Source organism: Streptomyces soli (assembly GCF_003999195.1).
GTDB classification, from domain to species: Bacteria; Actinomycetota; Actinomycetes; order Streptomycetales; family Streptomycetaceae; genus Actinacidiphila; species Actinacidiphila soli.
This window is the reverse complement of sequence record NZ_RJVR01000063.1, coordinates 18,408-31,873: the sequence shown is the minus strand read 5'-3', so window position 1 is coordinate 31,873 and position 13,466 is coordinate 18,408. Positions and strand designations below refer to the sequence as shown.

Sequence of the window (13,466 nt, the reverse complement as noted above, 5' to 3'; positions counted from 1 at the left end):
AAAAAAAGGGGTGGTGCCGCGCCGACTCGGCACCACCCCCGGCGTGGAACTCCTGGAACCAGCCCGGTCACAGGAGTAAGTGCGCCACTGTGCCCGCGCGGCTGCGCATACGCACCGCCGCCTCGACGGCGATGATGATGTCCTCGTCGTCCGCGTCCGGCGGGAAGCCGACGACCACGCCCCGGGCCTCGTAGTACGCCAGAACGCGGGCGGGCTCGGAGTCGGGGTCGCCACCGGGGGGCCGCAGGTGCACCACCAGGTCGGTGGGAAGGGCCAGAAGGCCCTGTAACCCCTCCACGGAGTCCGGGAAGCCGTCGATGACGTACCCCTGGTCGCTGTCGAACGTCCCGGTGGCGTCCTCGAACGCCAGGTGCGGGACGCGGAATTCCCGCGCCAGCCGCGAGGCGCGACCGGTGCGCTCGTCGTCCGGCGAACCGACCACGACGACGCACGGGGGGATGGACGACACAGCGGGTTGCCTCCTCGTGGGTGTTGCTCCGGAATCCGTTGCGAGTAGCTTGACGCCGCGTCACTGTCCGCCCGGCGCACGCATATTCGCAACCGTTGCAGACCGTTGCAACGGATGTGTCCGATGTCCCTTCCGAGCGCGCCGGGCGGCGGCACCATAAGAGAAAGCAGTACGCAACACAGCCACAGCACAGCCACGCGGTACTGCGTGGTAAACGTATGCGGGGGCGCCATGAGCCAGCCAGAGATCGACTTGGGACTGCTGTCCGCCCAGGACCACCGGAAGTCCGCGCAGCTGCTGGCCGGCATCCGGCATGCCGCGCTCAGCGGCGCGGTGGCGGCGGCGAAGCCACGCCCGGTGATCGGCGACTCCTGGACCCGGGCCATGGACCACGGCGTCGACCCCGACACCGGCAGCCACACCGGGGTGCTCTCGGCGGACGAACTGGAGCAGCGCCGCCGGACCTCCCCCCTGCAGGAGGTGCTGCCCGCGCTGCGGGACGGCCTGGTGTCCGTGGCGGACGCCGCCTGGCACATCATGGTCGTCTCGGATGCCGAGGGCCGGGTGCTGTGGCGCGACGGCAGCACCGCGATCCGAAGAAGCGCCGACCGGGTCGGCTTCGCCGAGGGCGCGTCCTGGTCGGAGGACACCGTCGGTACGAACGCGATCGGCACCGCGCTGGTGACCGGGCGCCCGGTGCAGGTGCGCTCCGCCGAGCACTTCGTCCGCGCGCACCACCTCTGGACCTGCGCCGCGGCCCCGCTGCACGACCCGCGCGACGGGCGGCTGCTCGGCGCGGTGAACATCAGCGGCCCCGCGGCCACCGTCCACCCGGCGTCGCTGTCACTGGTCACCGCCGTGACCCGGGTCGCCGAGGGCGAGCTGCGGACCCGGCACTGGGCGTCGATCGAGGGGCTGCGGTCGCTGGCGGCACCGCTGCTCGCGCGGGTGCAGGGCCGGGCGGTGGTGATCGACCCGAACGGCTGGACGGCCGCCGTCACCGGTATGCCCCCGCTGGAGCGGGTGGCGCTGCCCTCGTCGCCGGCGGCGGGCCCGGTGTGGCTGCCGTCGCTCGGGCTGTGCACGCTGGAGCCGCTGCCGGGCGGCTGGCTGGTCCGGGTCGGCGCGGAGGGCGGCACAAACACGCCGAGCCGGGTGGTGGTCGACGTCAGCCGGTCCCGGGACTGGTCGGTCACCGTCTCCGGGGCCGCCGGCAGCTGGTCGCAGGAGCTCAGCCCGCGCCATGCCGAGCTGCTCTTCGTGCTCGCCGTCCACCGCGGCGGGCGCACCGCGGCCGAGCTGGCCCGCGACCTGTTCGGCGACCCCAGCCGCACGGTCACCGTCCGCGCCGAGCTGTCCCGGCTCCGCCGCAATCTCGCCGGGATCCTCGCCCACCGCCCCTACCGCTTCGCCGACTCCGTCTCGGTCGAGCTCCTCCGCCCGACCCGCCCCACCGACCTCCTCCCCCACTCCACCGCCCCGGCGGTCCACCTCGCGGGCGGCGGCCGATCGGGCCCGTGATTGGCTGGGGCCATGAGCGACCACACCGTGACCGTGACCACCTGGTACCTGGAGCAGACCTCGCCGGCCGATCTCGTGCCGCCGGCCGCGGCCGCCCCGCCGGAGGTTCGGTTCGTACGGGCCGAGGTGTCGTCGCCCGAGTTCAGCCGCTTCCTCTACGCCTCGGTGGGCGCCGACTGCGCCTGGACCGACCGGCTGCCGTGGACGTACGTCCAGTGGGAGGCCTTCCTCGGCCGCCCCGGGGTCGAGACCTGGGTGGCGTACGACCGGGGCACTCCGGCGGGGTACATCGAGCTCGACCCGCAGGAGGACGGGCAGACCGAGATCGCGTACTTCGGGCTGCTGCCGGCCTTCCGGGGGCGCGGGATCGGCGGGCAGCTGCTGTCGCACGGGATCGCCCGCGCCTGGGACCTGCCGGAACGGTGGCCGGACCGGGAACCGACGAAGCGGGTGCGGGTACACACGTGCAGCCTGGACGGGCCGTACTCACTCGCGAACTACGAGAAGCGCGGCTTCCGCATCTTCGACGTCAAGACGGGGGAAGAGGAGAGCAAGTCGATCGAGCCCTGGCCAGGGGCCTGAGCTTGGGGGGCGGATGGACGTCGTCGGAGTCGGGGCGCTGAATCTTGACCTGATCGCCGGGGCGTCCGCGCTCCACGGGACGCCGGTGCTGGAGCTGATCACCCGCAAGGCCGGGATCAGCCCGCCGCTGGAGCCCTGCAGCGAACGGCTTGTCGACGAGTCGACCGTTCGCACCGCCCTTGACTGCCTGGACGGCGCCGAGGTCATTCCCTTCCTCGGCGGCTCGGCCTTCAACACCCTGCACGCCCTGGCCCGCACCGAGCTGGGCCTGCGCCTGGGCTACGTGAGCGTGGCGGGCCGTACGCCCATGTCCGAGGTCGAGCCGGCAGCCGTACTGGACGGGCTCGGCATCGACCGCAGGATGGTGCGCGCCGACGCCGCGCGGCTGAGCGGGATCTGCCTGTCCGTATACGAGAGCGGGGAGCGCACCCTGCTCACCCACACCGGGGCGAACACCGGCATCGCGGACCATCTGCGGGCGAACTTCGAGGAGTTGGCGTCCTACCTGGGCGCGGCGAAGGTCGTCCATGTCACGTCCTTCCTCGACCCGGACGGCGGGCGCGAGCTGCACCGGCTGCTGGCGGAGGTGCGGCGGCGGACCCCGGGCACGGCGGTCAGCTTCGACCCGGGGCACGCCTGGTCCACGGATCCGTCGCCGGCGATCCTGGCCATCGCCGCGCTGAGCGACTATCTGCTGCTCAACGGCCGCGAGTACGCCGACCTCGTGAGCCGCGTCCCCGGCAGCCGCGCGACGGCGGTGGTGAAGTACCCCGACGGGGTGAAGGTGCTCAGGCCGGGCGCCGCCCCTGAGGTCCACACCCACCGGCCGCTGCCGGACGACGAGGTCGAGGACGCGACGGGGGCGGGCGACGTCCTCGCCGCCGGGCTGCTGTCGGCGCTGGCCACAGGGGGTCCGGACCGGGTCGGCGAGGGGGTGCGGCTCGGCATGGCGCTGGCACGGCATAAACTGCGTCATACAGGCAGTCAGGGGCACGATCTTTTCGCCGAGATCACCCGGGAGCAGCAAGCCCTGGGTGACGAGCGACACACGATCCCGCCATTCGAGATGTGAGCGTCCACATTTTGGAAGGCGGTGGACTCTCCGGAGATCCCCGTGACACGCTTTCGTCATGTCTCGCACTGGAATCGCCTTGGTAGGTCGGCTGCATGTCGACCTCGGACGCATGTCCAGTTCCATCTGTCCGGTGGGCTGACCGCACAGCATCGCCGTCCCCGCCGTCGCGGATGCGTGAGCGCCTCGCCGCGTGTTTTCGCAGGCCATAAGGTGCTCCAGCGCAATCATCGACCTTTCACGAGCCTGCCAGAAGGACTGCATCGCCATGGCCACCACCCCCGAGAAGCCCGCAGCCGCCGCTGTTGTCCGCCGCAAGGCGAGCCGTCACCGTGGCGAGGGTCAGTGGGGCGTTGGGCACCTCACGCCTCTCAACGCCAACGAGCAGTTCAAGAAGGACGACGACGGTCTCAACGTGCGGACACGCATTGAGACGATCTACGCCCACCGCGGCTTCGACTCCATCGACGGCGCCGACCTGCGCGGCCGGATGCGCTGGTGGGGGCTGTACACCCAGCGCAAGCCCGGGATCGACGGCGGCAAGACCGCGATCCTGGAGCCGGAGGAGCTGGACGACAAGTACTTCATGCTGCGGATCCGTATCGACGGCGGCCGGCTGACCACCGAGCAGTTGCGGATCATCGGTGAGATCTCCCAGGAGTTCGCCCGGGGCACCGCCGACGTCACCGACCGGCAGAACATCCAGCTGCACTGGATCCGGATCGAGGACGTCCCCGAGATCTGGCGCCGCCTGGAAGCCGTCGGGCTGTCCACCACCGAGGCCTGCGGCGACACCCCGCGGGTCATCCTCGGATCGCCGGTGGCCGGGATCGCCGAGGACGAGATCATCGACGGCACCCCCGCCCTTGACGAGATCCATGCCCGCATCGTGGGCAACAAGGACTTCTCGAACCTCCCCCGCAAGTTCAAGTCGGCGATCTCCGGCTCGCCGCTGCTCGATGTCGCGCACGAGATCAACGACATCGCCTTCGTCGGTGTGGAGCACCCCGACCGCGGCCCCGGCTTCGACCTGTGGGTCGGCGGCGGTCTGTCCACCAACCCCAAGATCGGCGTCCGGCTCGGCGCCTGGGTGCCGCTGGAGGAGGTCGCGGACGTCTACGAAGGCGTCATCTCGATCTTCCGTGACTTCGGCTACCGCCGGCTGCGCACCCGCGCCCGCCTGAAGTTCCTGGTCGCCGACTGGGGCGCGGAGAAGTTCCGCCAGGTCCTGGAGGACGACTACCTCAAGCGCAAGCTCGTCGACGGCCCGGCCCCGGCCCAGCCGGTCGAGCAGTGGCGCGACCACGTCGGCGTGCACCGGCAGAAGGACGGCCGCTTCTACGTGGGCTTCGCCCCGCGCGTGGGCCGTATCGACGGCGCGACGCTGAGCAAGATCGCCGAGCTGGCCGAGGAACACGGCTCGGGCCGCCTGCGCACCACCGTCGAGCAGAAGATGATCGTGCTCGACGTCGAGGAGCCGCGCATCGAGTCCCTGGTCGCGGGCCTGGAGGCGCTGGACCTCACCGCCACCCCGTCGCCCTTCCGGCGCGGCACGATGGCCTGCACCGGCATCGAGTTCTGCAAGCTCGCCATCGTCGAGACCAAGGTGCGCGGCGCCTCGCTCATCGACGAACTGGAGCGCCGCCTGCCGGAGTTCGACGAGCCCATCACCATCAACGTCAACGGCTGCCCCAACGCCTGCGCCCGTATCCAGGTGGCGGACATCGGTCTCAAGGGCCAGCTCGTCCTGGACGCCGACGGCAACCAGGTCGAGGGCTTCCAGGTCCACCTGGGCGGCGCGCTCGGCCTGGAGGCCGGCTTCGGCCGCAAGGTGCGCGGCCTGAAGGTCACCTCCGACGAGCTGCCCGACTACATCGAGCGGGTCCTCAAGCGCTTCCAGGCGGAGCGCGAGGACGGCGAGCGCTTCGCCGCCTGGGCGGCCCGGGCCAGCGAGGAGGCGCTGTCGTGAGCGAGGCACTCGCGGCCGCCGGGCTGCAGACAACCGCGACGGCCGCACCTGCGCGCCGCGCGGGCGGAGAAGCGAGCAAGGAGGCGCCGTGAGTGAGCGTGCCGCGCCTTTCTACTGCCCCTACTGCGGGGACGAGGACCTGCACCCGGCCGAACAGGGCCACGGGGCTTGGGAATGCCGGGCGTGCAATCGCGCCTTCCAGTTGAAGTTCCTCGGCCTGCTGGCCAAGGGGCTCAGCTCCGCTCCCCGCGATGGAGGCGACACGTGACCACCGCCCACGCCCGCACCGCCGAAGACCTGCAACGGCTCGCCGAACAGGCGGGCCGCGACCTGGAGGACGCCTCCGCGCTGGACATCCTGCGCTGGGCCGTCGACACCTTCGGGCCGCGCTTCTGCGTGACCTCGTCCATGGAGGACGCCGTCGTGACGCACCTCGCCTCCCGGGTCGCCCCCGGCGTGGACGTGGTGTTCCTCGACACCGGGTACCACTTCCCGGAGACCATCGGCACCCGGGACGCGGTCGCCGCCGTCATGGATGTGAACGTCATCACGCTCACTCCCCGTCAGACGGTCGCCGAGCAGGACGCCGAGTACGGGCCGAAGTTGCACGACCGCGACCCGGACCTGTGCTGCGCGATGCGCAAGGTCAAGCCGCTCGAAGAGGGCCTGACCGCGTACGACGCATGGGCGACGGGCCTGCGCCGTGACGAGTCCCCGACCCGGGCGAACACCCCGGTCGTCGGCTGGGACGCCAAGCGGCAGAAGGTGAAAGTCTCGCCCATCGCCCGGTGGTCACAGGAAGACGTGGAAACGTACATCGCCGAGCACGGTGTCCTGACCAACCCGCTGCTGACGGACGGCTATGCCTCGGTGGGCTGCGCCCCCTGCACCCGCCGGGTGCTGGAGGGCGAGGACGCCCGGGCCGGCCGCTGGGCGGGCCGGGGCAAGACCGAGTGCGGGCTGCACGGCTGATGACGACGGAACAGATCACCCAGGAGAAGCAGATGAGCGTGACAGACCAGGGAGCCACCGTCTGGCTCACGGGTCTGCCGAGCGCGGGCAAGACCACGATCGCCTACGCGCTGGCGAAGCGGCTGCGCGGCGACGGACACCGGGTCGAGGTGCTCGACGGCGACGAGATCCGCGAGTTCCTCTCCTCCGGCCTCGGCTTCACCCGCGAGGACCGGCACACCAACGTCCAGCGGATCGGCTTCGTCGCCGAACTGCTGGCCAGCAACGGCGTCAAGGTCCTCGTCCCGGTCATCGCCCCGTACGCCGACAGCCGCGAGGCCGTCCGCAAGCGCCACCAGGCCGAGGGGACGGCCTACTTGGAGATCCACGTCGCCACGCCAGTGGAGGTCTGCTCCGTACGCGACGTGAAGGGGCTGTACGCCAAGCAGGCGGCCGGCGAGATATCGGGGCTCACCGGCGTCGACGACCCGTACGAGGCGCCCGAGACGCCCGACCTGCGCCTTCAGACACAGGACCACACCGTCGAGGACTCCGCCGCAGTGCTGACCGCGCTGCTCGTCGAGAGGGGACTGGCGTGACGACCGTTGCTGCGCTGACCGGCACCACCGAGAACCCGTACGCGCTCAGCCATCTGGACGCCCTGGAGTCCGAGGCCGTACACATCTTCCGCGAGGTGGCGGGCGAGTTCGAGCGGCCGGTGATCCTGTTCTCCGGCGGCAAGGACTCCATCGTCATGCTGCACCTGGCGCTGAAGGCCTTCGCCCCGGCGCCGGTGCCCTTCGCGCTGCTGCATGTCGACACCGGCCACAACTTCCCCGAGGTCATCGAGTACCGCGACCGGACCGCCGAGCAGCACAACCTGCGGCTGCACGTCGCCTCCGTACAGGACTACATCGACGACGGCCGGCTGCGGGAGCGCCCCGACGGGACGCGCAACCCGCTGCAGACCGTGCCGCTGCTGGACGCCATCACCGAGGGCAAGTACGACGCCGTCTTCGGCGGCGGCCGCCGCGACGAGGAGAAGGCCCGCGCCAAGGAGCGGGTCTTCTCGCTGCGCGACGAGTTCGGCGCCTGGGACCCGCGCCGCCAGCGCCCCGAGCTGTGGGCGCTCTACAACGGCCGGCACGCGGCCGGTGAGCACGTCCGGGTCTTCCCGCTCAGCAACTGGACCGAGCTGGACGTCTGGCAGTACATCGCCCGCGAGGGCATCGAACTGCCGCAGATCTACTACGCGCACGAGCGGGACGTCTTCGCCCGCGACGGCATGTGGCTCACCGCCGGCGACTGGGGCGGCCCGAAGGACGGCGAGACCGTCGAGCGCCGCCTGATCCGCTACCGCACGGTCGGCGACATGTCCTGCACAGGCGCGGTGGACTCCGACGCGGCGACCATCGAGCAGGTCATCACCGAGATCGCCGCGTCCCGGCTGACCGAGCGCGGTGCCACGCGGGCCGACGACAAGCTCTCCGAGGCCGCCATGGAAGACCGCAAGCGCGAGGGGTACTTCTAGCCGTGGGCCACATCACCGCCGCCGTCGCGGCACCGTTCCGCCGGATCACCGGGACCGCCACCAGCCTGAACCACCACCACGGCGGACCGCACACGAGCACGCGAAGGGACGACGCATGACCAGCACCGCCACCGCCGCCCCGGCAGCTTCGCTGCTCCGCTTCGCCACGGCCGGATCCGTCGACGACGGCAAGTCCACCCTGGTCGGCCGCCTGCTGCACGACTCCAAGTCCGTGCTCACCGACCAGCTCGAAGCCGTCGAGCTCGCCTCGGCCCGGCGCGGTCAGGAAGCCCCCGACCTCGCCCTCCTCACCGACGGCCTGCGCGCCGAGCGGGAGCAGGGCATCACCATCGACGTGGCGTACCGCTACTTCGCCACCGCCCGTCGCCGGTTCATCCTCGCCGACACGCCGGGGCATGTGCAGTACACGCGGAACATGGTCACCGGCGCCTCCACCGCCGAGCTGGCTGTGGTCCTGGTCGACGCCCGCAACGGGGTCGTCGAGCAGACCCGCCGCCATGCCGCCGTCGCCGCACTGCTGCGGGTCCCGCACGTGGTGCTGGCCGTCAACAAGATGGACCTGGTCGAGTACGCGGAGCCGGTGTTCGCGGCCATCGCCGAGGAGTTCACGGCGTACGCGGCCTCGATCGGCGTCCCGGAGATCACCGCGATACCGATCTCGGCGCTCGCCGGGGACAACGTGGTGACCCCGTCGGCCAACATGGACTGGTACGGCGGCCCGACGATCCTCGAGCATCTGGAGACCGTCCCGGTCGGCACCGAGCAGGCCGACGCCCCGGCCCGCTTCCCGGTCCAGTACGTCATCCGCCCGCAGACCGCCGCCCACCCCGACTACCGGGGCTACGCGGGCCAGATCGCCTCCGGCGTCCTGCGGGTCGGCGACCCCGTGACCGTACTGCCGTCCGGGCTGACCAGCACCGTCACGGGGATCGACGCGCTGGGCACGCCGGTGGACGTGGCGTGGGCGCCGCAGTCGGTGACCGTGCTGCTCGCCGACGACGTGGACGTCTCGCGCGGTGACCTCATCGCGCCGACGGCTGTCGCGCCGGCGACCACCCAGGACGTCGAGGCGACCGTCTGCCATCTGCACGAGCGCGCGCTGAAGGTCGGCGCCCGCTTGCTGCTGAAGCACGGCACCCGCACGGTGAAGGCGATCGTCAGGGAACTCCCGTACAAGATCGACCTCACTCACGGCCTGGTCCACGAGGACCAGCCCGGCGAGCTGTCGGTCAACGACATCGGCACGGTGGTGCTGCGTACCTCCGAGCCGCTGCCCCTGGACGCCTACGCCGACTCCCGGCTCACCGGCTCCTTCATCCTGATCGACCCGGCGGACGGCACCACGCTGACCGCCGGCATGGCGGGCGAGGCCTTCGCCGCCCGGCAGAACCCGGCCGCCGACAGCGCGGCCGAAGACGAAGACGAGGGGTGGGACTTCTGATGACCATCGACGTGTTCTCCACCTTCGCCAAAGAGGGTGGCCGCGTCGGCAGCGGCTGTCTCGGCAGCGGCCAGGGCGGGGTTTCGCGATGTGTGCGCTAAAGCGTGAGCACCGCCTATCCCCCGTGCACGTAACGCCGCATTTCCGAAGACCTGACAGCCACCACCCGGCCGCGCCGTAGAGAGCGCGCGTCCCGGGCCCCTGAGAGGAACACCTCCCGTGACTGCCGATCGCACCACGTCCCCGAGAACCACGACGCGCCGCCGTCTGATCGCCGGCGCCGCCCTTCTCCCTCTGCTGGCTCTCGCGGCCTGCGGCTACGGCTCCGCCAATAAGAGCAACGCCACCGACGCGGCCGCGCCCAGCGCCAGCGGCAAGAAGCTCTCCGCGAGCACGGTGAAGATCGGTTACTTCGCGAACCTCACGCACGGCACCGCCCTGGTCGGTCTGGCCAAGAACGGCCTCATCCGGCAGGAGCTCGGCAGCACCAAGGTCTCCACCGCCGTCTTCAACGCGGGCCCGGCCGAGATCGAGGCGCTGAACGCCGGGTCCATCGACATCGGCTGGATCGGCCCCTCTCCCGCCATCAACGGTTACGTGAAGTCCGGCGGCAAGAGCCTGAAGATCGTCGCCGGCTCCGCCTCCGGCGGTGTGAAGCTGGTCGTCAACCCGAACAAGATCAAGTCCCTCAAGGACGTCAAGGGCAAGAAGATCGCCACCCCGCAGCTGGGCAACACCCAGGACGTGGCCTTCCTCAACTGGATCGCCGACCAGGGCTGGAAGGTCGACGCAACGACCGGCAAGGGCGACGTCTCCGTCGTCCGTACGGACAACAAGATCACCCCGGACGCCTACAAGTCCGGGGCGATCGACGGTGCCTGGGTCCCCGAGCCCACCGCCTCCAAGCTGGTCGCCGAGGGCGCGAAGGTGCTGCTCGACGAGAGCTCCCTGTGGAAGGACGGCAAGTTCGTCATCACGAACGTGATCGTCTCCCAGAAGTTCCTGTCGGCGCACCCCGACGTCGTCAAGGCGGTGCTCCAGGGTTCGGTGAACACCAACGTCTGGATCAACGCCAACTCCGACAAGGCGAAGGCCATCGCCAACCAGGAGCTCGCGACACTGTCCGGCAAGGCCCTTCCAGCCAACGTCATCGACCCGGCCTGGAAGAGCATCAACTTCACCGACGACCCGCTGGCCTCCACCCTCAAGACCGAGGCGGACCACGCGGTCAAGTCCGGCCTGCTGGACAAGCCCGACCTCAGCGGGATCTACGACCTCTCGATCCTGAACCAGGTCCTCAAGGCCGACGGCAAGTCCCAGATCAGCGACGCAGGGCTCGGCGGCTAGTCAACCGGTCCGCAGCATCCCCCAGGAGGTGACACGCATGGCCACCGCACTCAGCAAGCAGCCCGCAGGAACCGCCCACGACGCGGCCCGTTACGCCGCCCGCATCGAGCACGTCTCGAAGTCCTTCGGCCGGCCCGGCGCGCAGCAGCACGTGCTCGACGACATCACCATCGATGTCGCCCCAGGCGAGTTCGTCTGCCTCCTGGGGGCCTCGGGCTGCGGAAAGTCCACCCTGCTCAACCTGGTCGCGGGACTCGACCAGCCGTCCGCCGGGGGCATTGAGACCCCCGGCGGCCGCCCGGCCCTGATGTTCCAGGAGCACGCCCTCTTCCCGTGGCTCACCGCGGGCAGGAACATCGAACTCGCCCTGCGCATGCGCGGCGTCCCCGGCTCCGAGCGCCGCGACGAGGCCGAGCGGCTGCTCGAACTCGTACGGCTGCGCGGCGCCTACGGCAAGCGGGTGCACGAGCTGTCCGGCGGCATGCGGCAGCGCGTGGCGCTGGCCCGCGCGCTCGCCCAGGACAGCCAACTGCTGCTGATGGACGAGCCGTTCGCGGCTCTGGACGCCATCACCCGCGACGTACTGCACGAGGAGCTGACCCGGATCTGGTCGGAGACCAATCTCTCCGTGCTCTTCGTGACCCACAACGTGCGCGAGGCCGTGCGGCTCGCGCAGCGCGTCATCCTGCTGTCCTCCCGCCCGGGCCGGATCGCCCGCGAATGGACGGTCGACATACCGCAGCCGCGCCGGATCGAGGACGCCGCGGTAGCCGAACTGTCCGTAGAGATCACCGAACAGCTGCGGGGGGAGATCCGACGTCATGGCCAGCACTGAGACCACGGACACCACGGACGCCACGGACACGACTGAGGCCAAGACGGCCGGCACCGAATCCGGGGCTGCCGGGGCCACCGCCGGGGAGACCGCTCGTCCGGCGGGCTCACTTGCGGGTCTGGAGGCCGGGCTCGACGCCCTGGAGACCAGCCACGTCCACCGGACCCCGCTGCTGAGCAAGCTCCGCGAGAAGGCCCTGCCGCCGGTCATCGCGATCGCGCTGGTGCTGATCGTGTGGCAGCTCGCCTATCACTTCCAGGTGAAGGCTCACTACCAGCTGCCGAGCCCCGTCGACGTCGCGCGCTCGCTGCGCGACCAGTGGCTGAAGGGCACCCTGCTGGGCTTTGTGTGGACCAGCCTCTCGCGCGGTGTCCTCGGCTTCCTGGCCTCGGTGGCGATCGGCACCCCGCTGGGCCTGATCGTCGCCCGGGTCAAGCCCGTTCGCGCCGCCATCGGCCCGATCCTCTCCGGACTGCAGTCGCTGCCGTCGGTTGCCTGGGTGCCGGCCGCGATCATCTGGTTCGGCCTGAGCAACGGCACGATCTACGCGGTCGTGCTGCTCGGCGCCGTCCCGTCCATCGCCAACGGCCTGGTGGCCGGCGTCGACCAGATCCCGCCGCTGTACCTGCGCGCGGGCCGGGTCATCGGCGCCACCGGTCTGCACAGCGTCCGGCATGTGCTGCTGCCCGCCGCCCTGCCGGGCTACCTCGCCGGGCTGAAGCAGGGCTGGGCGTTCTCCTGGCGTTCGCTGATGGCTGCCGAGCTGATCGTCAGCTCCCCCGACCTGGGCACCGGCCTCGGCCAGTTCCTGGAGCAGGGCCGCGAGCAGTCCGATATGGCCTGGGTCCTCGCCGCGATCCTGCTCATCCTGATCGTCGGCATCGGTATCGAGCTGCTCGTCTTCGCCCCTCTGGAGCGAGCCGTACTGCGCAGCCGCGGCCTGCTGGTCCGGAGCTGACGCATGGTCCGTCCGGTGCTTCTCGTCGTCGCCCACGGCAGCCGCGATCCGCGGCATGCCGCGACGGTCCACGCGCTCACCCAGCGCGTACGAGCTGCCCGGCCGAGCCTTCGCGTCGCCACCGCCTACCTCGACTTCAACGCGCCGAGTGTCCCCCAGGTCATCGACCGGCTGGCGGCGGAGGGCGTACGCGAGGTGGTGGCCCTCCCGCTGCTGCTCACCCGCGCCTTCCACGCCAAGGCCGACATCCCGGCCGTCCTGCGCGAGGCGACCGCCGGCCACCCGCGTCTGTCGGTCCGTCAGACCGAGGTGCTCGGGCCGTCGCCCCTGCTGACCGCCGCCCTCGAACGGCGGCTGTACGAGGCCGGGGTGCGCCCCGGCGACCGTCCGTCGACCGGCATCGTGCTCGCGTCGGCGGGCTCCACGGACCCGGAGGCGATGGCGGTCATCGCTGACATCGCGCGGGCGTGGCGGCACACCGGCTGGTGCGCCGTGCGACCCGCCTTCGCCTCCGCCTCCCTCCCCCGCACCGAGGACGCCGTCCGCCAACTGCGCGCCGAGGGCGTCGACCGCGTGGTCGTGGCCCCCTACGTCATCGCCCCCGGCTTCCTCCCCGACCGCATCGCCCGCGGGGCGCAGGACGCCGGTGCCGACGTTCTCGCCGCGGTCCTGGGCGATGCCCCCGAGCTGGCCCGGCTGCTGCTGCGCCGGTACGACGAGTCCTGTGTCGTCCGCCGGTTCGCCACGCTCAGCGCCTGACCTCACACCG

General features: G+C 71.1%; 15 protein-coding genes. 14 read left to right on the top strand and 1 reads right to left on the bottom strand.

What is annotated here, in order from left to right:
* Positions 1-67: 67 nt before the first annotated feature.
* Positions 68-469, bottom strand: a complete 402-nt coding sequence (locus tag EFK10_RS04715) for a hypothetical protein (protein WP_127354509.1) — start codon at positions 467-469, stop codon at positions 68-70.
* Positions 470-700: 231 nt separating this feature from the next.
* Here EFK10_RS04715 and EFK10_RS04710 point away from each other — a divergent pair, with 231 nt between their 5' ends.
* The 14 genes from EFK10_RS04710 to EFK10_RS04650 all read left to right on the top strand — a co-directional run bounded on the left by EFK10_RS04710 (position 701) and on the right by EFK10_RS04650 (position 13,456).
* Positions 701-1,990: a GAF domain-containing protein gene (locus EFK10_RS04710; protein WP_127354508.1), complete on the top strand. Its 1,290-nt coding sequence runs from the start codon at positions 701-703 to the stop codon at positions 1,988-1,990.
* A 12-nt stretch (positions 1,991-2,002) separates the two neighbouring features.
* Positions 2,003-2,572, top strand: coding sequence for a GNAT family N-acetyltransferase (locus EFK10_RS04705; RefSeq protein WP_127354507.1), 570 nt, complete (start codon positions 2,003-2,005; stop codon positions 2,570-2,572).
* Between the two features lie 13 nt (positions 2,573-2,585).
* Positions 2,586-3,644 carry a PfkB family carbohydrate kinase gene (locus tag EFK10_RS04700; RefSeq protein WP_127354506.1) on the top strand — a complete coding sequence of 353 codons (1,059 nt, stop codon included), beginning with the start codon at positions 2,586-2,588 and terminating at the stop codon, positions 3,642-3,644.
* Positions 3,645-3,702: 58 nt separating this feature from the next.
* Positions 3,703-3,786 carry a putative leader peptide gene (locus EFK10_RS52545; RefSeq protein WP_322973279.1) on the top strand — a complete coding sequence of 28 codons (84 nt, stop codon included), beginning with the start codon at positions 3,703-3,705 and terminating at the stop codon, positions 3,784-3,786.
* Positions 3,787-3,912: 126 nt separating this feature from the next.
* On the top strand, positions 3,913-5,613 hold the full coding sequence (locus EFK10_RS04695; RefSeq protein ID WP_127354505.1) for a nitrite/sulfite reductase: 1,701 nt from the start codon (positions 3,913-3,915) through the stop codon (positions 5,611-5,613).
* 88 nt (positions 5,614-5,701) lie between these two features.
* Complete coding sequence (locus EFK10_RS04690) at positions 5,702-5,881, top strand: hypothetical protein (RefSeq protein WP_127354504.1); 180 nt, start codon at positions 5,702-5,704, stop codon at positions 5,879-5,881.
* Entirely contained in the window at positions 5,878-6,585 is a 708-nt protein-coding gene (locus EFK10_RS04685; RefSeq protein ID WP_127354503.1) for a phosphoadenylyl-sulfate reductase, read from the top strand. The genes EFK10_RS04690 and EFK10_RS04685 overlap by 4 nt, the downstream gene beginning before the upstream one ends.
* Positions 6,585-7,163 (top strand): adenylyl-sulfate kinase, encoded by a 579-nt coding sequence (cysC, locus tag EFK10_RS04680; protein ID WP_127354502.1) that lies wholly within the window; start codon positions 6,585-6,587, stop codon positions 7,161-7,163. The genes EFK10_RS04685 and cysC overlap by 1 nt, the downstream gene beginning before the upstream one ends.
* Positions 7,160-8,095, top strand: coding sequence for a sulfate adenylyltransferase subunit CysD (cysD, locus tag EFK10_RS04675; protein ID WP_127354501.1), 936 nt, complete (start codon positions 7,160-7,162; stop codon positions 8,093-8,095). The genes cysC and cysD overlap by 4 nt, the downstream gene beginning before the upstream one ends.
* Before the next feature lie 115 nt (positions 8,096-8,210).
* The gene (locus EFK10_RS04670; RefSeq protein WP_127354500.1) at positions 8,211-9,557 is read left to right on the top strand and encodes a sulfate adenylyltransferase subunit 1; all 1,347 of its coding nucleotides are present in this window, start codon (positions 8,211-8,213) and stop codon (positions 9,555-9,557) included.
* A gap of 219 nt (positions 9,558-9,776) precedes the next feature.
* Positions 9,777-10,904 (top strand): aliphatic sulfonate ABC transporter substrate-binding protein, encoded by a 1,128-nt coding sequence (locus EFK10_RS04665; RefSeq protein WP_127354499.1) that lies wholly within the window; start codon positions 9,777-9,779, stop codon positions 10,902-10,904.
* 28 nt (positions 10,905-10,932) lie between these two features.
* Positions 10,933-11,739: an ABC transporter ATP-binding protein gene (locus EFK10_RS04660; protein ID WP_407647002.1), complete on the top strand. Its 807-nt coding sequence runs from the start codon at positions 10,933-10,935 to the stop codon at positions 11,737-11,739.
* Positions 11,726-12,697 (top strand): ABC transporter permease, encoded by a 972-nt coding sequence (locus tag EFK10_RS04655; protein WP_127354497.1) that lies wholly within the window; start codon positions 11,726-11,728, stop codon positions 12,695-12,697. The genes EFK10_RS04660 and EFK10_RS04655 overlap by 14 nt, the downstream gene beginning before the upstream one ends.
* A 3-nt stretch (positions 12,698-12,700) precedes the next feature.
* Positions 12,701-13,456 (top strand): sirohydrochlorin chelatase, encoded by a 756-nt coding sequence (locus EFK10_RS04650; RefSeq protein WP_127354496.1) that lies wholly within the window; start codon positions 12,701-12,703, stop codon positions 13,454-13,456.
* Positions 13,457-13,466 lie beyond the last annotated feature (10 nt).

Coding starts and splice junctions, on each gene's coding strand:
- EFK10_RS04655 (WP_127354497.1), top strand. CDS start 11,726: ATGGCCAGCACTGAGACCACGGACACCACGGACGCCACGGACACGACT.
- EFK10_RS04650 (WP_127354496.1), top strand. CDS start 12,701: ATGGTCCGTCCGGTGCTTCTCGTCGTCGCCCACGGCAGCCGCGATCCG.
- cysC (WP_127354502.1), top strand. CDS start 6,585: ATGACGACGGAACAGATCACCCAGGAGAAGCAGATGAGCGTGACAGAC.
- EFK10_RS04670 (WP_127354500.1), top strand. CDS start 8,211: ATGACCAGCACCGCCACCGCCGCCCCGGCAGCTTCGCTGCTCCGCTTC.
- EFK10_RS04705 (WP_127354507.1), top strand. CDS start 2,003: ATGAGCGACCACACCGTGACCGTGACCACCTGGTACCTGGAGCAGACC.
- EFK10_RS04700 (WP_127354506.1), top strand. CDS start 2,586: ATGGACGTCGTCGGAGTCGGGGCGCTGAATCTTGACCTGATCGCCGGG.
- EFK10_RS04695 (WP_127354505.1), top strand. CDS start 3,913: ATGGCCACCACCCCCGAGAAGCCCGCAGCCGCCGCTGTTGTCCGCCGC.
- EFK10_RS52545 (WP_322973279.1), top strand. CDS start 3,703: ATGTCTCGCACTGGAATCGCCTTGGTAGGTCGGCTGCATGTCGACCTC.
- EFK10_RS04710 (WP_127354508.1), top strand. CDS start 701: ATGAGCCAGCCAGAGATCGACTTGGGACTGCTGTCCGCCCAGGACCAC.